At 70.5% G+C, this 19421-nt stretch carries 15 protein-coding genes and 1 pseudogene; 6 read left to right on the forward strand and 10 right to left on the reverse strand.

Features of this window, described 5'->3' with window-relative positions; genetic code table 11:
- Positions 1 to 489: 489 nt before the first annotated feature.
- Positions 490 to 1236: pseudogene (locus EMA17_RS56070) on the forward strand (sensor histidine kinase); the annotation flags it as partial.
- A 58-nt stretch (positions 1237 to 1294) separates the two neighbouring features.
- The gene (locus EMA17_RS27140) at positions 1295 to 1993 is read left to right on the forward strand and encodes a response regulator transcription factor (protein ID WP_126639749.1); all 699 of its coding nucleotides are present in this window, start codon (positions 1295 to 1297) and stop codon (positions 1991 to 1993) included.
- 178 nt (positions 1994 to 2171) lie between these two features.
- On the opposite strand, the gene EMA17_RS27145 is transcribed toward EMA17_RS27140, so the two are convergent.
- From EMA17_RS27145 to EMA17_RS55445, 3 genes are all read right to left on the reverse strand, one after another.
- Positions 2172 to 2600, reverse strand: coding sequence for a hypothetical protein (locus EMA17_RS27145; protein ID WP_126639750.1), 429 nt, complete (start codon positions 2598 to 2600; stop codon positions 2172 to 2174).
- A gap of 717 nt (positions 2601 to 3317) precedes the next feature.
- Positions 3318 to 4502 (reverse strand): methyltransferase domain-containing protein, encoded by a 1185-nt coding sequence (locus EMA17_RS27150; RefSeq protein WP_126639751.1) that lies wholly within the window; start codon positions 4500 to 4502, stop codon positions 3318 to 3320.
- Between the two features lie 512 nt (positions 4503 to 5014).
- Positions 5015 to 6055 (reverse strand): HEAT repeat domain-containing protein, encoded by a 1041-nt coding sequence (locus tag EMA17_RS55445; protein WP_174861436.1) that lies wholly within the window; start codon positions 6053 to 6055, stop codon positions 5015 to 5017.
- 291 nt (positions 6056 to 6346) lie between these two features.
- Between EMA17_RS55445 and EMA17_RS27160 the strand changes: the two genes are divergently transcribed.
- Positions 6347 to 6631, forward strand: coding sequence for a hypothetical protein (locus tag EMA17_RS27160; RefSeq protein WP_126639752.1), 285 nt, complete (start codon positions 6347 to 6349; stop codon positions 6629 to 6631).
- A gap of 783 nt (positions 6632 to 7414) precedes the next feature.
- On the opposite strand, the gene EMA17_RS27165 is transcribed toward EMA17_RS27160, so the two are convergent.
- The 7 genes from EMA17_RS27165 to EMA17_RS27190 form a co-directional block, all read right to left on the reverse strand.
- Positions 7415 to 7606 (reverse strand): hypothetical protein, encoded by a 192-nt coding sequence (locus EMA17_RS27165; protein WP_126639753.1) that lies wholly within the window; start codon positions 7604 to 7606, stop codon positions 7415 to 7417.
- Between the two features lie 369 nt (positions 7607 to 7975).
- Entirely contained in the window at positions 7976 to 8659 is a 684-nt protein-coding gene (locus EMA17_RS27170; RefSeq protein WP_246126921.1) for a polysaccharide deacetylase family protein, read from the reverse strand.
- A gap of 193 nt (positions 8660 to 8852) precedes the next feature.
- The gene (locus EMA17_RS51975) at positions 8853 to 9005 is read right to left on the reverse strand and encodes a hypothetical protein (RefSeq protein ID WP_160161577.1); all 153 of its coding nucleotides are present in this window, start codon (positions 9003 to 9005) and stop codon (positions 8853 to 8855) included.
- Positions 9006 to 9007: 2 nt separating this feature from the next.
- A complete protein-coding gene (locus EMA17_RS27175; RefSeq protein ID WP_126639755.1) occupies positions 9008 to 10336 on the reverse strand; it encodes a glycosyltransferase in 1329 nt (442 codons plus the stop codon).
- 583 nt (positions 10337 to 10919) lie between these two features.
- Positions 10920 to 11876: a DUF4082 domain-containing protein gene (locus tag EMA17_RS27180; RefSeq protein WP_126639756.1), complete on the reverse strand. Its 957-nt coding sequence runs from the start codon at positions 11874 to 11876 to the stop codon at positions 10920 to 10922.
- Positions 11877 to 12592: 716 nt separating this feature from the next.
- Positions 12593 to 12946 carry a VOC family protein gene (locus EMA17_RS27185; RefSeq protein WP_126639757.1) on the reverse strand — a complete coding sequence of 118 codons (354 nt, stop codon included), beginning with the start codon at positions 12944 to 12946 and terminating at the stop codon, positions 12593 to 12595.
- A 65-nt stretch (positions 12947 to 13011) separates the two neighbouring features.
- Positions 13012 to 13863, reverse strand: a complete 852-nt coding sequence (locus EMA17_RS27190) for a TetR/AcrR family transcriptional regulator (RefSeq protein ID WP_126639758.1) — start codon at positions 13861 to 13863, stop codon at positions 13012 to 13014.
- 180 nt (positions 13864 to 14043) lie between these two features.
- On the opposite strand from EMA17_RS27190, the gene EMA17_RS27195 reads away from it, so the two are divergent.
- From EMA17_RS27195 to EMA17_RS27210, 3 genes are all read left to right on the forward strand, one after another.
- The gene (locus EMA17_RS27195; RefSeq protein ID WP_371863044.1) at positions 14044 to 15624 is read left to right on the forward strand and encodes an MFS transporter; all 1581 of its coding nucleotides are present in this window, start codon (positions 14044 to 14046) and stop codon (positions 15622 to 15624) included.
- A 739-nt stretch (positions 15625 to 16363) separates the two neighbouring features.
- Positions 16364 to 17320, forward strand: coding sequence for a substrate-binding domain-containing protein (locus tag EMA17_RS27200; RefSeq protein ID WP_126639760.1), 957 nt, complete (start codon positions 16364 to 16366; stop codon positions 17318 to 17320).
- Between the two features lie 1079 nt (positions 17321 to 18399).
- Entirely contained in the window at positions 18400 to 19134 is a 735-nt protein-coding gene (locus EMA17_RS27210; protein ID WP_126639761.1) for a hypothetical protein, read from the forward strand.
- Positions 19135 to 19421: the final 287 nt, after the last annotated feature.

Genomic DNA, 19421 nt, shown 5'->3' on the forward strand with positions numbered 1-19421 from the left:
CGGGTGGCCCGACGCCGTTCCGCAAGGCAGACCCCGACCGACGACAAGGCAACGACCGACCGAGGAGCCCCCATGATCGCCCGATTGCGGTTGTGGGCCCGCCGCCGTCCCCGGTCGGTCGACGCCACGCTCGCCGTGACGCTGTCCGGCGTCACGATCGTCTCCACGGCGATGGGGCAGCCGCCCCGCGTCACCCAGTGGCCGCCACTGCCCGCGGTGGTCGTCGCCGCGGTCTCCTCCGCCCTCCTCCTCGCCCACCGCCGATTCCCGCGCCTGACGGTGGTGGGCACCACCGGGTGCAGTGCCGGCCTGGGCGCGATGGGCGCCTCGCTGGGCTACCCGTTCAGCTCCACCGTCATCGGCACCGCCATGGCGGCCCTGTACTCCCTCGCCCGGCGCACCGACCGACAGACCACCGGCCGCTACACCGCCGCCTGTGGCCTCGTACTGTTCGCCGTCTCCGTCCTGTGGGCACCGAACGGCGCGCACATGCGGTCCGAACAGGTCGGACTCGTCGGTTTCGTCCTTCTGTCCAGTGCCGTAGCCGACTCCGCGCGCAGCCGACACGACTACATCGCCGCCGTGGAGGCACGCGCGGAACTCGCCGAGCGCACACGGGAGGACGAGGCACGTCTTCGGGTGAGCGCCGAGCGGATACGTATCGCCCGCGAACTGCACGACGTGGTCGCCCACCACATCACCCTCGCCCACGCCCAGGCCGCCACCGCCGACTATCTGCTGTCCACCAAGCCGGATCAGGCGCAGCTCGCGCGGCGCAACCTCACCGCCACCCTCACCTCCGCGCTGCAGGAACTTCGGGCAACCGTGGGACTGCTGCGCCAGACCGGGGACGAAACGGCTCCGCTGGATCCCGCGCCCGGCCTGGCCCGGCTCCCCGCGCTCCTCGCCTCCTTCGAGAACGCCGGCCTGACCGTACGACTCACCGGCGACGGCCCCCGGGAGGCGCTGTCACCACGGGTCGACCTCACGGCCTACCGAATCGTGCAGGAAGCCCTGACCAACGTCACCAAACACGCGCACACGACGACGGCCTCGGTCCACCTCACCCACACCGACCGCCTGCTGACCATCACGATCACGGACGGCGGACGGCGGCGGACGACGACCAACGCGGCCGGCTACGGACTCATCGGCATGCGGGAACGCGCCCGGGCCGTCGGCGGGCGGCTGCGGGCCCGCCCCCGCTCCGACGTCGGATTCGAGGTCATCGTGGAGCTCCCCGCCGCCGCGTCACGCCCCCCGACGACACGCTCGCCCACCACGAGGACCGACAATGACGATCCGGGTACTGCTCGCCGACGACCAGGCACTCCTCGCCGGAACCTTTCGGATCCTCATCGACGCCGGCGACGACATGGAGGTCGTCGGCGTCGCGGCGGACGGCGCCCAGGCCGTGCGAATGGCCCGCGCCACCACCCCGGAGGTCGTGGTCATGGACATCAGAATGCCGGGAATGGACGGCCTGGCCGCCGCCGAGGAGATCACCCGTGACGAGACCCTCACGCACACGCGCGTCCTCGTCCTCACCACCTTCGAGACCGACGAATATGTGACCAGGGCCCTGCGTGCGGGCGTGAGCGGCTTCCTGGGCAAAGGCGTCGACCCCGCCGTGTTCCTCAACGCCATCCGCACCGTGGCGGCCGGAGACATGGTCCTGTCCCCGCCGGCGACCCACGCCGTGGTCACCCGCTACCTCGCCGGCCCCAACCCCCCGGCGGCAACGCCCCCGGCGCTGGAGGCCCTCACCCCCCGGGAACGTGAAGTCCTGGCCCAGGCCGCCCGAGGTCTCACCAACGACGAGATCGCCGAATACCTGGACGTCAGCCCGCTGACCGTGCGCACCTTCATCCAGCGCATCATGACCAAGCTCGACGCCCGCCACCGCGGCCGGCTCGTCGCCATCGCCTACCAAACCGGTTTCGTACGCGTACATCCAACACCCCGGCCGGCCCCAAGAAGCACGAACACCTGACGCCTCCCACAGCAGGCCCTTCAACACCCCCAGCCGGCACGAACGTAGGCAACCACGCCAGCAGTCGAGATGCCGAACAGGCGCCCGCGCCCACATGGCGGCCCCGGGCCACGCGGCTCCCCGATTCCAGGACCCGGGATCACTCCGACCTGGCCCTGGGCGAGGGCAGGGGTCTGGTTCAGGCGTGAACGCGCAGGCGGATCAGGTGTCCGTGGGCAGCGTAGTCACCGTCCCCATCGAGCATGCCGGTGACGCACTCGACGGTGTTCCGGTCGACCCGGCGGACCGCGAAGGACGCCTCGGCGACCGGAGCCGGCAGTGTGATCGCATCACGGATGGGAAGATCCGGAGCCCCCGGCTCGGCGGTGGCCTCGACATCGACCTCGTAGACGCCGTCCTCCAACAGCCGGGCACCGCGCAGACGCCAACGCGAACCGGACTCCTCGCACGCCCGCTTCAGATGAGGCAGCAGGTGGGCGTCGGGATCCTCGGTCACCCAGCCTTCCCGGGTCAGTACTGCGGCGAGCCGCTCCACATCCGGAGCCAGGGCCCGGCTGGCGGCGATACCGGTGAAGCGTTGATCGATGTCCCAACGTCGACGTTCCATGAGCCCACCGTATCCACCGGACTGGGCCGAACGCGGGACCGACGATCGACACATGCCCGAAGAGGCGGGCCCCGGCCGCGACTTGTCGGGGAGGCAGCCCGCAGACCGGCAACCACAAGCCGACGACATCTGCGACCCGTCACCCGGACACTTCACCCCGGACGTGAAGGTCACCCGATCAGCGGCTCCCGATCCGACCGAAAAACACGAGCCCCGGTCGAGTACACCGGCGCCACCAACGGCCCCACCCTGGTACCGGAGGTCACCGAAGACGTGGTCCCCATTGAGCCGATGAAATCAGGGCCGGCTTGGCGAACGACGCGCGGCCGGCCCGGGATGCCCGGGTTCAGGGGCGGTGTCGGCTGCGGTCGAGGTCCGCGTCGAGAACGGCGAGATCGGGGTCGGTCTCGCAGTTGCTGCTCACGCGCCCGGTCCTCGAGGTCGACCTTGTCCGCGGAGCGCACCTGTTCGACGGTGGTGTCGCCGAGGATGGCGAACACCTCTGCGATCACACGGCTCAGGCCGTGGTGGCGGTTGGCGGGGGCGTGGCAGATAACGGCTTCCACGGGAAGGGCTGAGCCGGTCGCGGCAAGTCGCTCGACCAGCCACCGCCGGAACGGCGTGTCCCGGGGCCCGTCCGGGAGACGATCGAAAGGAAGAGGAGCGCGAGGCCGAACCCGGTGGCGCTGTCGCCGCGCCGCGCGATTCCGGACGAGTTCAGGGCGTCATCGAGTGGCGAACCGCGTTCGGCAGGGGCCAGGTCGGGCCGGACGGGTCGTCCAACCACACGTGTTGGCCGCCATCGGGCTCGACGCACAGGCCGAAGCGTTCCGGCCCGGGGCGGCCCTGGACGGTCCATCGATCGTAGGTGTGTTCGATGTCGGCCCACACGTCGCGTTCGCCGTGCACGGTGACCGGGAACGGGCCCTCGTCGCGGTCCCGGGTGTGGTCGATGTCGGCCCAGTTCGCGCCGGTGGCGTCGATCACCCGCAGGGTGCAGCACCATTCACCCGGCTGCGGGTCGCGGGCACGGGCGGTCAGGAATCGGTATCCCGGCAAGGTGACACCGACGACGAACGCGGCCTCGGGCTCCTCCGGTTGCGCCGCCCACGGCACCAGATCCGAAACGCGTTCGCGGGTGGGGGCGTCGTGGTCCACGGGCGGAGGGTCGTCGTCATACCCGGCTGCCGCGGCGCGCAGCGGCATGAACGAGCCCAGTGCGGCGAACGGGCCCGTCGCTCCCCCGTCGTCGTCGCGGGTCAGGCGGGCGATGCCGTACGACACCCACGGCGAGGTCCACGGGACCAGGAGCGTCCCACCGGGACGGGTCTGCTCGACCCACGCGGGCGGGACGACATGGACGGAGCAGGTGGCGACCACGGCGGCGTACGGTGCTCGGACGGGGTGGCCGAGAATGCCGTCGCCGGTGACGATGTGCGGACGTATGCCCGCGCGTTCGCACTCGGCGCGGGCTGCTCGGGCCAGGTCCGGGTCAATCTCGACACTGATGACCTCGTGACCTGTGGCGGCACGCAGAAGGCAGGCGTTCCAGCCGGTGCCGGTGCCGATCTCCAGGAACGGGCCGGCGGTGGGGTCGAGCAGGTCGAGCATCGCCGCGACGACCGAGGGCTGCGAGGCGGACGAGGTGGGCCAGTCCTCACGGCCCGGCGCGCCGTCCATCGCGGTGATCAGCGCGATGTCGTCGTACGCCGCGTCCCACCACGCCCTCTCGTCGGTCGAACGGTCGACGGGGCCGGTGTCGGTCCACACGCGGTCCGGCAGGAACAGGTCCCTGCGCACCGTGGCGATCACCTCCCGCCACCGCGGGTCCAGGCCGGGAACCGATGCGGCCACGGTGTCCGCGAGCCGGGCGGCACGCTCGAGCGGGTCGTACACGCTCACTTGCCGTCCTTCGGGTCATCCTTCTTGTGGCGCCCCGGCACGGGCGCCGGCTTCGAACCGTCGGGACTCGGCTTCTGCTGACCGAAGTCCTTATCGCCCTCGTGTTCACCCATCGCGCTGCCTCCCCCGTCCCGGACACGCGCTTGCTACGGACCGAGCATCCTCGCCCACATCGCGTGATCGCAAGATTCCGACGATTCGCGCACCCGAATCCCGCACCCGCCCGGCGCGTTCGAGGTACCCACCGGCTGGAGAACCCGCAGACCCGGCATTGCGGCGGCCATGCCCGGCGGCCAACGCGCGTCTTGGCCGTGCTGCGGAGACCGCAGCCGATCCCGGTGCGCGAGAGACGGAGTTCCCGGCGTTGGCAGTCAACCCGATGAACCTCGTTCCCACCTGCAGCGACTGCAACAAGCCGAAGGGAACGGCCGGCTTCGGGAGGAGGAGTAGGTGAAGCCCATCGTTCGCGGCGACGACGTCGACAAGCCGGCGGAAAACGGGACCCGGGGGTCTCAGAAGGGCGGGTCGTCGGCGAACCCCTTGGGGCCTCCCCACAAATCGGGGAACGTGGGGGGTTCGACGAGGTCGAACATCTGGTTCAGGGTGTGCGCCAGTCCGGCGCCGAAGTAGGGATCGACCTGCCGCAGCCAGGGCACCTCGGCCATCAGACGGCCGAGTTCGTCCGTGACCGTGTCGTCCAAAACGGCGCGCAGGTCCTCGGGTGGCGGGTCGTCCACCAGGCACAGCCACCCCAGCGCGGCGGCGACCCTGACCTCGGCGGGGCGTTCGGGGTCGGACCAGCACGCGCGGGTGAAGCCGGCCGCGTCCTCGTGGCGGTGTTCCCGCGCCAGTTGCGCGATCGCCAGGACCAGGCCCGCCCGCAGCCGGGGATGCTCCTCGATGCGCAGCCGCTCGTGCAGCGCGGCGGAGATCTCCCACGCGCGGGCGGAGGCCGCCGCCAGGACGCACGCCGCCTCCTCCCGCACCCGCGGATCCGGGTCGTCCAGGAGGGCGAGTGGGATGTGCGCGTCCGCGGCGATCGCGTCCCGCGCCGCCCGCACCGACCAGTTCTGCGCATAGCCGCTCCCGTCGAGGTGCAGGTCGTCGTCGGCGTCGGCGACCCGCAACAGGGCGGCGCGCGATCCGTCGCCCCAGTGGTTGCGACACGCCACCGCGGCGACCAGGACGAGGGCGTTCACGCGCTCGTGCATGGCAGGGTCCGCGGCGATCCGCAGCAGGAACGGCACCGTCAACGACGCCACCGACTCCGTCGTGCCCTGATGACAGATCGAGTTGCCCAACGACGCGCCCGCCCGGCGCGCCACGGTCGGGTCGGCGGAACGCATCCGCTCCAGGTGGTGGGGGACGTTCTCGCCCGAGCCGTACGCGTGGGAGAACCTGCCCCAGGGCACCTCCCCGAAGAAAAACCCGTCCTTGACGTCCCTCGACAGGCCCGCGACGACCATGCGTACGTCGAGCGCGGTCCCCTCGTACACCTCGATGCCGTGCACACGCACCCGCTCGAGATCGAACGCGAGTTCCTCGGACGTCACGGTCGCCTCCCGCGGATCTTGGCCGAACGCACCCTGCCTACCACCACGCGCCGACACCGCCCGAACGAACGAACGGTCCCGCTCCGGCAACGACGCCCCGCACGTGGCGCGGTCGTCGAGGATGGCGTCGTGCGACGGTCCTCCGTTCGTTCGCCGTCGTGCCGCGAGTGGGGTCGTCGAGAGGCGCGCCGTCGGGTCGGGGGTTCGTCGACTGACCCCGACCGGGCGCCGTCCGCTCCCGGCGAGTCGGGCGGCGTCCGGTGGATCACCCGTCGAGAGCAGAATGGAACGATGAGCGCTTATCTGGTTGAGAGTTGGGGCTCGGACGGCGCGGATCCGGCGGGGTTCCTGATGCTTTCGGCCGTCGGGATCGTCCTCCTCGGGGTCGGGATCTGGTTTCTGCGCGATCGAGAGGGGGCCGCGCGATTCTTCGCCGAGAACAGCGCCGACGTGGCCTCCCGATCCCCCGAGGAGCGGTTGGTCTCGGCCCGGGCAACGATGAAGGTCATCGGTCCGGGCTTCCTCGTCCTGGGGTCGCTGCTCTTGATCGGCGGTACCGTCGCGGCCTTCACCTGATCGATCCGGCCTCGGCACGGGTCCCACCTGCGCCGGTTCGTCGTAGGTGTCCGTCAGGATGCCCGGGTGGCAACGAACGATCCCGGTGGTACCGGCGAGGAGGAGCAGCCGGCGCTCGGGGTCGAGGGGGCATGGCAGGCCGAGCGGGCTGCCCGGCGGCGTGCGCCGAAGGCGTCGGTGTTGGTGCGTGCGGTCGTTGTCCGGCCACCCGGTCGCCGCGAGCAACACACCTGCTGGGAGGCCGCGTTCGTGACGCCTCATGCAGGCCCCCGTGTCGATGGTCCGGGCAACCCTGTCGCCCGACGGTCGCGGTCACGAACCCGTCGCCCGATTCGACGAACGGACGGCGATGCCACCGCGCCCGGCCGGCCGTCGCCCTGTACTCGGCGGACCGGCCGGGAACGTCATTCCAAGCAAGCGGTAGTCAGGCGCGGGGTGTGTCGCGCGGGCCGGCATGCCTCGGGGCGTCAGGCATCCGATCCCCGGCGTGGCGCGGCACTTCGGGCAGGGTGTGGGCCCATGCGAGGCCGGGGGCGACGTTCACCGGCCGGCACGAGGAGGTCCTGCAGGGTGGTGCGCAGTTCGCGACGGGTCGCGGTGGCGCCGAGCAAGGGCAGGAATTCCGAGACGTGCCATCCCGGGGCGGCGCCGGCCCGAAGTCCGCACGGTGCACGGGACGGTTGAACGGATCGACCGGCGACTCGACCCCGAACCCGAACCCGAACCGGCGCGCGGTCTCGCCGACGTACCGCTGCTCCAGGAAGTGGAGGTGGCAGTCGATCTTCAGCAGCTTGCCGCGGACCGTCGAGCTGGCCCGCTTCCCGAGCCCCCGGCGAAGTACTTGTCGAGATGACGCCGGGTCGACTGCCACGGCGGGAGGTCGTGGCAGTCGCCCAGCTCGACCACCGGCTTGACCGGCTGGTGCAGCGTGGTCGGCGCGAGCCCGACGACGTCCCGCGCCCGCGGGAGCGCCATCGGGGTGTCCTGGAGGAACGCGTCGGCGCTCCGGTCACGCCGAACCGTCCCGTCCGCTGCGCCGCCGGACCGTAGCGCGCGACTCGGCCGCCCGTCGTGCCCCGACACCCACTCATCGAGGAGGCCGGTCAACCGACATGTGGGATGCGACCGTACCGGCGCGGGATTGGGATTGCACCACTCGATCGAGGTCGGGAGCCGAACGGACCTGTCCGCCCGGCGTGAGCAACCCGACGACTCACTCGGCACATTGCTCGTCATCCCTCGGTCACCCGAATGCGACACGACGCATTGTCCTCTCGCCCTACCCGCCCGGCCGGGGAGGCGGCGGGGCGGGTGTCGCGGGGTGCGCTCCGGTGCGGCGCGCGGTCACCAGTGCGCGGCGGTCGCGAAGAAGGTGGTGCCGGGCCACGCCTCGGTGGGCGTGGTGGAGGGGACGATCCGGCCCGCGCACAGGCCGCGTTCGGCCAGTCCTTCGACGATGCGGGGGATCGCGGCGAGCGTGGTCGTGTAGCCCTCGTGCAGGAGGATGATGCCGCCCGGTCGCACGGTGAGCGCGTTGGCGACGATGTCGTCGGTGGAGATGCCGTTGTAGTCGTACGTGTCGACCGTCCACAGCACCTCGGTCATGCCCAGCGTGGTCGCGTCCTGCCGAATGCCAGGGTTGGTCCGACCGTACGGCGGACGGAACAGGCTCGGGGCGTGGCCGGTCGCGGACTGGAGGATCTGGTTCGTGCCCAGGAGTTCGTTGAACGCGTCGGGTTCACCGAGTTCGTCGAGGAACGGGTGCGAGAAGGAGTGATTGCCGATCCAGTGGCCGCCGGCGGCGATCTGGGTGACGTACTGCGGGTGGTCGAGGGCGTGTGCGCCGGTGAGGAAGAACGTCGCCTTGACCCACCCGGCGTCGTTCAGGGCGCGGACGTACGCAGGGGTCAGGGTCGAGGGGCCGTCGTCGAAGGTGATCGCCGCGTAGCCCGCGGCGCAGGGGCCCGCCGGTTCCGGGTCCGCGTGCGCGGCTGCGGCCGGGCCTGCGAACAGACCCGCCACGGTCATCAACGCAACGGTCGTCCATGCGCGAACCCGTGCGTTCGACTTCATCTCGGTCGTCCTTTCGAAGGTGCGAGACCACTGCGGGTGTGGCGCACCGCCGGTTGGCGGCGACCACGTCGGCACCGCGCTCGGGGGCGTCCGGGAACGGCTTACCGGACGCCCCCGAGGGCGGAGAGAACACCTGCCGACCGTGCGGTCAGCGGGTGCGGGCGGGCATGATCCGCCGGAGCGCGAGGCCCGCGCTGAACAGCGTGAACGCGGCCACGAACGCCCACATGACGTTTGCGCCGGTCGCGGCGAGCGCGCCACCGGCACCGGCCGCGGCTGCTCCTGTGCTTGCGTGGTACATGGTTACCATTTCCTTTCTTTTCTTCGGATCGCGTCCCAGAACGCCTGAGCCTGGGCCGCCTGGAGGTAGAGGTCGAAAGCCATCTCGACCACGATGAGCGCGCCGAGTACCACTTGGAGCGGTCCGCGCTTGCGGACGCTCACGGCGCGCTCGAGGGAAAAGATCAACGTCACGACCATCCATATGGGTTGGATGCGCACGTGTCCGGTCAGGGCCAGGGACAGGAACAACGAACCCAGGTAGATCGCGATGACCAGCAGACCGATCAGGGACAACAACTGGCGTCCCCAATAGGTCCGGGTGATGTGGGTCCACCCGTAGTCCGTCAGGTTCTCCAGAGCGCCGCGTTTCCATCGCAGGCGCTGCTTGAACAGGTCCGACCACGTACCCATGACCTCGGTCATCAGCGTGCACTTGGGCGGACAGACGATGCGCAGGCCCAGGTGCAGGATCCCGAGGGTGAGTTCGTTGTCCTCGGTGAGCACCCGGGTGTCGTAGACGTGCGCACCGCCCGGGAGTTCGCCGGCCGCCCGGGCGGCGACCACCTCCTGGAGGGTGAGCGCCCGAAAGAGCGTGGCGGTGCCGGTGAGTACCAGGGCTTTGCCCTGGAGGCGTTCCACGTCGCGGACGTATCGGGCGTACTCGTTGCGCTGGAGCATGCCGACGAACCCGCCGCCCGGCTTGCCGGTGAACGTCCCGCCGACCGCGCCGAACTCGCCGGAGGCCAGTCGTTCCAGGCCGTGGCTCAGGAACTCGGGACCGAGCGTGGAGTCGGCGTCCATGACCAGGATCGCGTCGGCCGGGCCGAGGCTCGGCAGGATGCGGTCGATGACCTGGTTGAGGCCGCCGGCCTTCTTGTGTTCGTTGTCGACGGTCTCGTAGACCTGGACACCCATGCTCCGGGCGATCTCGACGGTGCGGTCGGTGCAGTTGTCCGCGATGACGATGATCGTCTCGGGTGGGCGCCGCTGGCCGAACAGGGACGTGATCGTCTCGCCGATCTGCGCTTCCTCGTTGTGCGCGGGGACCAGCGCGGTGATCCGCATCGCGTGCACGTCGGCCTTGGGCAGCGAACGGCGGCGCCGGCGCTTGGTCTTGAGCCGGAAGGGCTCGGCCTTGCGCGCCCGATGCCGCCGGGGCGTGCCGGTCGGTGTGCTCGCGGTGTTCGCCGTGGGCAGAGCCGTCGGAGCGGGGCGTGGTGCGGCGACAGGGCGCGGTTCGGCGCCTATCGCCGTCAGCTGCTCGGTCGGATGGTCCGAGCCGGCCGGGCGCTCGGCCCGCCCACGATGCCGCCCACTGGGCGCGCCATTCACGTATCCGGTGTTCTTCATCCCGCCATCGCATGTCGACCGCGCCAATGGCGAACGGAACGACAGCGCCCCGCCCGTGCGCACCCCTGAGCCGTGTCGGCATCCGGGCAGCACGAACACGACGAGGAGTGAGCTCGTCGAAGAGCGAAATCGTCCATTCCCCCCTGGGCCCCCACCCAAGGGGGCCAATCATGGGGTATTAGAACGATCTTTGTACATCACAAAGTCGTAATTGTGAGCACAGGCACATACTTACGCGGAATCCATCTGGTCGGTCGGTGGCGGATTATGGGCCGATTTGTACGTCTTGATGACGACGTAGCCGGCACATTGGGACACGGGGGGCGGGGATTGGGTGGGCGCCGGACGGGTGGTTGCCGGTTCGGGTGGGGTGTCGGCGGCCGACTCGGGGGGATGGGCGGCCCCGGTTCGGACACCTCCTCCTGAGGGAAGTTCACGATCCTCGGGGCGGTGATCACCCCGGCGGTACGGACGCCGTGGCACCCGTACCCACGGCCCGGCGGCGCGCGACCCCGGTCCGGCCCCCGCGGAGGCGGCCGGACCGGGGTCGCGACGTGACCACCGACGGGTCACCGGGTGCCGGTCATTGCGGCCCGCCGGCCGTGGTGAAGTACCAACTCTTGGTGGGCATCGGGGTGCCGTCGATGGAATCCGCGCTCAGTCGGACCTGGTATACGTAGCCGGCCGCCAGATCCGCAGTCGGATTGAACCTGACGGTACGGGAGGCGCCGTCGTAGGACGTGGCGCCGGAGATGTCGCCGGCCTCGCCTTTGAACAGGTGCCATCGGATCGTGGAGTACCGCACCTCACGGTCGAAGGCCGCCGAGAGGTTGGTGTCGACCGGGACCGAGACCTCCCCCGGCTTCGGGGACTGCTCGAAGATCTCCGGCGCGGGGCCGGAGTCGTTGGTGGTGTTGAACACCGGAGTGACCCAGTAATTGGTGTCGTTCCAGGTGGAGTTCGGGAACCCGGTGCCATAGGCGTAGACCCCGTTTCCGCCGATGTCGGCACTCGCGGGCGCGGTGAGCGGGCCACGGGAGTGGGCGGTGGTCAGGCCGCCCTGGTCGGCGCTGTACCCACCGTTGGACGCCTGGTACGACACCACGTAGGTGGTGTTGGCGGCAAGCGCGGGAAGCGCGGTGAAGTTCGCCTGTTGCCAACCGGTTTCCGACTCGTCGGTGAACTGGACACTGGCAAGTCGTTGACCGGTCTCCGACCACAGGGTACCGGTGTGCCTACCGGTATTGGGGTAGACCTTCCAGAAGCGGATCCCGACGAGGAAACCGGGCCGGTCCACCCGGAACTTGACCCCCACTTCGGTGGCGACGGTGTCCTGGTCCGCTCCGGAGACGGGCTCGTCGCTCGATGTCCACAGGGCGCACGGGCAGGAAACCGGCGGCAACGGGTCGGCTTCGACGCCGACGCCCTGGGGATCCACGGCCGCCCGGGACGTGCCCGGTGCGGCCGCGAGTAACGCGAACAGGAGCGCGAGGACGATCGGAATGGTCGCTGTGCGCAGCCTTGGCCAAGGTATGTTCATGGGTTTCTCCCCCACTCGAACATCACTTCCCGGGACGGTCGCCCCGGGGTCGAGCCACGGGAGAGTCTGACGCACGTTCCAAGGGTGCGTCCACCGGATCGCGCGTACACCCGGCCGGCCTTCTCGGCCCGATCCGGAAGGCGCTTGGCTCCGGAACGCGCTTTGTGGGAAAGGGAGTTCGCCATGCTATCGGCATGGCAGCCGACGCTGCCGCCGCATCGCGCGCGGCACATTCCCCTCGGTCGATCCGGATGACGTGCTTGCCGCGGACACCGCCGGCTTCCAAGGCCCGGTGGGTGCGGCGTCGGGGTTGCCGCCGACGAGGAGGCGCTCACCGGGTTGGAGGCCGGCCTTCCCGCGCAGCGCGGTCACGACCGTGGCCCCGCCGGCGAACGGCGAAATCGCCCGCACCGGAACGACGTCTTCCTCCGTACCACTGGAAGCATCACGTCGCGCCGCAACTCACCTGCGCGGAGGGTACGTTCGTCATCGACCTGCTGCCGGACCCAATAAGGCCTCTGGACGTCGGGTCGTGGATGGGTGCCGCCAAGGGCGCCGGGCACCCACGCTCACGGACACCTCCGAGGCGACGGCCCCCGGGAACTCCTGGGCGCCCCCGGCTCCCCCGGGGCCGCCTTCGTCCCGGGGACCCCGACCCCGATCGGCGAGGCCCTCCGCGCGCGGATCGACACCTGCAAGCGCCAGACCCGGAGGGATCAGGCGGGCTGCCATAGTTCGACGCGGTTGCCCTCGGGGTCGGTGACCCAGCCGAATCGACCGACCCCGGTCATTTCCTGGATCTCCTCGGCCACGTCCGCGCCCCTGGCGCGCAGCTGCGCGAGCATCGCGTCGAGGTCGCGGACCCGGAAGTTGAGCATGGTCCGCTGGGCGCGCGAGCCGAAATAGTCGGTCTCGGTCTCGAACGTCGCGAACACGGTCGGCCCGGCCTCCTGCCGCCAAACGCCGTTGTCGTCGGCGTCCAGGCCCAGACAGTCGCGGTACCACGCGCTCAGCGTCGTCGGGTCGGCGGCCCGCATGAAGTATCCGCCGATTCCGAGCACACGTTCCATGGGGCCATCCTGTCAGGACGACGACCCCGCGAGCCGGCAACACACCGAACTCCACCGGGCCGTCGTCACCCCTCGCGCCGGGCCAGCGACGCCGCAATGCCGTCCAGGACGCCGGCCAGGCCCCATCGGAACAGGGCGTCCAGGTCCCAGGGTTCGCCCGCGGCGCGCATCGCGCGGGTCAGCCGCGGATACGCGCCGGTCGCGTACAGGGCGTCCCAGGAGGGGTCGGCCACGGTGCGCCGCCGGGCCGAGGCCGGGCCCGACCGGCGCTCGTTCTCGATCTCGTCGACAAGCGTCACTGCCACGCCCTGCGTGTACGCGGTGACCATGAAGACGTAGCGAAACGCCTCGCCGGGTTCGAGGTCGAGTCCGTCGAGGGACGTGAACGTGTACTCGTTGTCCGCCGCGATCCCGGGGCTGGGGCGCAGCCGGGTGCTCATCATCACGTTCGGCAGGATCCACGGATGCCGGCGGTACAGCTCCCAGTCGCGGTGCGCGGCCCGTTCCAGCCCCTCGCGCCAATCGCGCGGGGGCGGCTGCGCCGGCGGCGCCTCGGTCAACGCGGCCTCCACCATCAGGGCCACCAACTCGTGCCTGGACGTCACGTGGCGGTACAGGGACATGGTGCCCGCGTCGAGGCGGGAGGCCACGGCGCGCATCGAGAGCGCGTCCAGCCCCTCGGCGTCGGCGATCGCGATGCCGGCGCGCACGATGCGCTCGACGGTCAGGTGGGGCGGGTCGGTCTCGCCGGCCGTGGCGGGATCGACGTCGGCGCCGGGAGCCGTCGGGTCGATCGTGGGCTCCCCCGCCGTCCGGGCCCGATACGCCTTCGCCTGGCAGGCCCGGGAGCAGTAGCGCCTGGGCCTGCCGCGCACGGCCGACTCCAGCGCATTGCCGCAGCGAGCGCAGGTCGCCATCGCACGGATCTCCTTTTCGTCACACGGGCAACTTCGTGACGAAATTCTAGTCGAGAAATGCTGCGTGCGGAAATCTGCCATGCAAATACCGCCCCGAATAACGATTGGAAGCCTTCCAGGGTCATGGGTATCGTGTACGCATTCGACGCGTACGACGTACGCATCAGGCTATAATCGACCATGGAAACGGCTCCGGGAACGGTGGACATGACGGAAACACGCAACAGGGCCGGGACGAAGGAGTGGGTCGGGCTCGCGGTCCTGGTGCTCGCCTGTGTGCTGGTCTCGATGGACATGTCCGTCCTGTTCATCGCGCTCCCGTTCCTGACCACCGATCTCGATCCGAGCGGTTCGGAACTGCTCTGGATCATGGACGCCTACGGGTTCCTCCTGGCCGGACTGCTCATCACGATGGGCACGCTCGGCGACCGGATCGGCCGGCGCCGGTTGTTGCTCGCGGGTGCGCTCGGCTTCGGCGTCGCGTCGGTCCTGGCGGCCCTGGCCACCGGTCCGATCATGCTGATCGTGGCCCGCGCGCTGCTCGGCGTCGCGGGGGCCACCCTCGCGCCGTCCACGCTCTCCCTGATCCGGAACATGTTCCACGACGAACGCGAGCGGGCCACCGCGGTGGGCGTGTGGACTGCCGGTTTCGCGGGCGGCGCCGCGCTCGGCCCGATCATCGGCGGCGTACTGCTCGAACACTTCTGGTGGGGCTCGGTCTTCCTGATCAACGTGCCCGTGATGGTCCTGCTGCTCGTGCTCGGACCCCTGCTGCTCCCCGAGTCCCGCGACCCCGTACCCGGCCGCTTCGACGTCCCGGGCGCGGTCCTGTCGCTGGTCGCCGTGGTCGCCGTCGTGTACGGGATCAAGCGGAGCGCGGAGCACGGTCTCGGCCCGGAGCCGGTCGGCTGGATCGCCGCCGGGCTCGTGGTCGGCGGTGGATTCCTGTACCGGCAACGGGTGATCGCGGACCCGATGATCGACCTGTCGTTGTTCCGCTCGCGCCGGTTCGGCGTGTCCTTGGCGGCCGACGGGCTCGGCTCGTTCGTCCTGGTCGGCTTCAGCCTGTTCACCTCGCAGTACCTGCAACTCGTGCACGGGATGGGGCCGTTGGAGTCGGCGGTGTGGTCCTTGCCGACGTTCCTGGTGATGCCCGCGGGCATCGCGGCGGCCACAGCGCTCGCCCCCCGCATCGGCAAGCCGAACGTGATCGTCATCGGGTTGGCGGTGTCCGCGCTCGGCTTCGTCGCGCTCGCGCCGATCGGTACCGACTCCGGGAGCGGCCGGCTCGTCGCCGCGTTGAGCGTCGTCGCCCTCGGTATCGGCGCGACGGTCGCGGTGGTCACCGACGTCGTGTTGTCCTGCGCGCCGCCCGAACGGGCCGGATCGGCCTCGGCGATGGCCGAGACCGCCGCCGAGTTCGGTGGTGCCCTCGGCATCGCGATCCTCGGCAGCATCGGCACCACGATCTACCGAACGACGCTGACCGACAAGGCACCTGACGGCCTGTCGCCCGGCGACCTCGACACCGCCCGGGACACCCTGGGCGCCGCCGTCGACACCGCCGCGAACCTGCCGAAGGGCACCGGCGACGCGTTGCGGCGGGCCGCGTTCGACGCCTTCACCCGGGAGATGCGGATCACCGCCGCGGTCTGCGCGGTGCTGCTGACCGGCGCGGCGCTCCTCGTCGGGATCCTGCTGCGCGACGGCGCCGCCGAGGACACCCCGCAACCGAAGGAGCCGGTGACCGAGGCCCGGTAACCGCCGGCGTCGACCACGGCCTGCCCCGGGCCGCTCACGCCACGGTGAACGAGGTTCCGGACGCCGCACCGATCGCCCCGGAACCCGCCCACCGCGGCGCCGCCACCATCGTCCGGCACTCCAACCTCCTCGGCGACGTGCGCCGCCCCCGCGACGAACGACACCGCGCCCCAACCCCGCACCAAACGCCGCCGGTTCGGCCGCCCCTGACGGGACACGCGACCCGCCGGATCCCTCGGCAATCGGCCGGACAGCACCACACGGCACCATCGACATGTGCCGAAGCACGCCGGTTGTCACCAACGACCCGCCCCGAGCTGCGACTTCCCTGCCGGCGAACGATTCCTGACCGCGAGCCCCACGAGCCCACCCGACGCGGCGGCCGACACCCCGGGCCCCGCCTGGATCGCCCGCATCCTGCTCGCCGCCGTCGACGGCCTGCACTCCGGTGACTCCCGAAACCCGACATCGACACGACCGCCGACCTGCGGACCCTCTACACGGTCCTGCCGGCCACCCTCCCGCCGGCCGACCACCCGGGCGTCCCCGAGGCGGGGTAGGTGCACCACCCGAGTGTGTGCACGGCTCACGATCCGTGTGGCGGTACGGATACGGGTCGGCCATCCGGCGGGTTCGATGTTTCCCTGCCGGTTGCCCTGCGCGTGGGCAAATCAGGCTTCTCTCAAGGGAGTTCGATCCGGTCCGGTCTGTGATTCCCGAGAAGAGGGGCACATCCACCATGCTCGGTTCGTATCGCCGACGCACCGTCGGCGCGCTGTCCGCCGCGCTCGGCGCCGCCATGACACTCGTGATCGGCACGACGACCTCGGCCCGGGCGGCCACCTTCGTCAACGGCGGCACCGACAGTCTGTACAACGTCACCCGTGCCCTCGCCGACGACTACGCGTTCAACGTCGACCCGAACGGCGACGACTGGCTCACCGCACCCGCGGCCCCGGGGGCCTTCACCTTCGCCAACGCCGCGTGCAACGCCTACTACGCCACCCACCCGCTGCCGACGAACGCGGACGTGCTGCCCCTGGAGCGTGCGCAGGTGGTGCCGAACTGCTTCGCCTTCGCCCGTACCGACGTCACCCCGACCACCCCCACCGATCTCACCTACATCAGGGTCGCCGGCGACGCGGTCACCTGGGCCACGAAGAAGCCCGGTGCCCCGACGAACCTGAGCAAGGCCGTGCTCAAGAACATCTACAACTGCACCTATACGGACTGGAGTCAGCTCCCGGGCAGCACCGCGTCCGGCGCGATCCAGAAGCACCTCCCGCGAGCGGAGGGCGGCCTGCGTCGGAACTTCATCAAGTACGTACTCGACGACTTCGACCCGACCGCGCCCGCCAACTACCCCTGCTCCATCACCGTCGTCGGCACGGCTCAGCCGGACCGCGGCGACGACCCGGCGATCGGCTCGGCGAACGCCATCATCGCCTACGACGCCTCCGCGTACCGGGCGCAGACCACCCCGGCCACCGGCGTGGTCAACCACACCAACGGATTCAAGCTCGGCAGCATCGACGGCAAGGCGCCCAACACCGCCGCGTTCACCGGCAACATCTCCACCTACTACGTGATCGACGCGCGCGATACCGAGATCGACACCAACACGATCGCGTTCATCAATTGGGCCAAGGCCCCCGCCCAGCGCCCCATTTGGCAGCTCTTCGGCTTCGTCCCGTAATCGAAGCGGGTCCGCTTCGTACCTGTGCTTCCGGACGCTTGACGCTCCCGTCGCCGTCCGCTCGCCGCGTCGGCGGACGGACGGCGGCATCGGGTCCCGGGCCCGATGATCGTTCCGCCGGCGCGACGGGGTCGTGGTCGGGGAAATCCCGAAGCATGACCGCACCCGCCGCCCCGGAATCGCTGCACGGGCGGTCACCGCCCGTCCGGTACGACCCGCCCATCCACCGCCGCCGCCCGGCCGGCCGCCACGGGACCGAGGAGCCGAGTCGGCGGCGGCCAGGCCTTCGGCCGGGGCGCGGCAGCGGCCGGCGAGTTCCGGAGGGTCGAGCACCACGAAGTCGTGGCCCGGCAGCGCTACGTGCGTGATCACGAAATCGAGGCTACCGGCGCCGCTGCGGACCTCGCGGCGATCCGGTCCTCGCAGCGACAACCACGAACGGCACGAGCAACGCCCGGACCGGGTTCCGACCGGAACGGCACCGTCGACTCGACGAGTTCCCGCACCCGGGGCGAATCCCACGGCGGCGCAGCGGCGGGCGAAATCGATCGAGCAGCCGTCCGCGGCGGCTGTCGTGCGCGGAGCCGCCCAACCCCTATGGGGCCTACAACATTTCCTCACAACTTCTTGGGGCGTCGGGGTGGAGCCCGATCGAAGGGTGGTTGAGGTGGGGCCGTCCGAACGATCGTCGACGCGTGTTGGCGTTCCGGCGCGGCAACGCCTGGTACCTGCGGGCCTGCGTGATCCTGCGCCGGATCGCCGGCCGACCCATCCGCGTGCCAACGAGACGCCGGGCCCACTGCCGGACCGGATCCGTATCTCGGCAACGAGCGACCCGACCTCCCCCTCCCGGTCTGTGCCACCGCCCCTGGTGCCGTCTTCGGTGGGCGCGCGTGCCGGCGGTATTGGAAACGACCGCACGGCGTGCGACTGGTACATTGCCGGCCACGGGGAACAGCGCGACGCTCCAACTACGGCTGTTCAAGGGCTTGTTGAACGTCGGTGCGGTAGTCGGCGCCTTGCGGTCGACGCGACGCACGTCCGCCTCCGTGGCCGCTCACGACGGAGGAGGGACGCCGATGGCCCAGTGGCGCGAGTCCGGATCGCGGTCGCCATGGGGGATCATCGGGGAGTACTTCACTCCGGAACACCGCATTGCCCCGCCCGACCCGTTCATGGAGCGCATGCAACTGCTCCGATCCTGGGTGAGCGTCGGCATCGTCTTGTGGATGTGCTACCAGTACGGCTTCGACTACGACGAGTTCAAGTCCGAGGCCACCGGCAACCTGACCATCGGCGTGGGCACCGCGCTCCTGATGGTGCCGTTGATCGGCCTCGTCCTGATACTCGTCGCCGACCCCGCCGCCCGGCCCGACGTCAGGCGCGACATGGCGGCGCCACTCGGCCGCGTGGTGGCGTTCGTTGTGATCGGTGCCGTCTCGATCCGGGGCATGTCCTACGCCGATGCCCATGAGACCGTGTTGTCCTTGTTCGTCGTCACGCCGCTCGCGTTGATGGCCACGGTGGTGTTCATCTGCGCCGCGTGGTACTCCACTCGTCACCTGTTCAACGCCGTCGACGGCCACCTCCTGATGCCGTCACTGGTCGGCCCGTGGGTTCCCTGGGCCATCGCATGCGCGAACATCGGCGACTCGGGGGACAACGTTCCCGCGGGTGTCGGCCTGACCGTCTCGTTCGGCGGCGCCGTCCTCGTGACCGTGCTCGCGGTGTGGGAGCACCTGCGCGTGCGCGAGCTGTACGGCATCTCCCTGCGGCACCCCGACCCCGGGTCCGCCGACGCCACCGACGCCTGACCGCGCCACGCGGAACGGTTGGCCCCCCGGCTCTTTCGGAGCGCCGGTGTGCACGGAGACGGTCACGCGGTCGGGCATGAGCGCGTCGTCCCTGCATCCATGGTGCTCCGCGAACACGGATGCGTGCCCCTGGCGGTACGTCAACGGCCCGAGTTCGTGTATCGACCCGTCTTCGGGGCCTGTATTCACGTCGGTGGCGGGACTCCATTGCTCGGCGAGTCCACGGGGGGCGAGATCCGCTCGTCCCACCGTCACGAACGACAGGGCCCGCGCGGCATCCGCCCCGC

The sequence above is a fragment of the Embleya hyalina genome (assembly GCF_003967355.1).
GTDB classification, from domain to species: Bacteria; Actinomycetota; Actinomycetes; order Streptomycetales; family Streptomycetaceae; genus Embleya; species Embleya hyalina.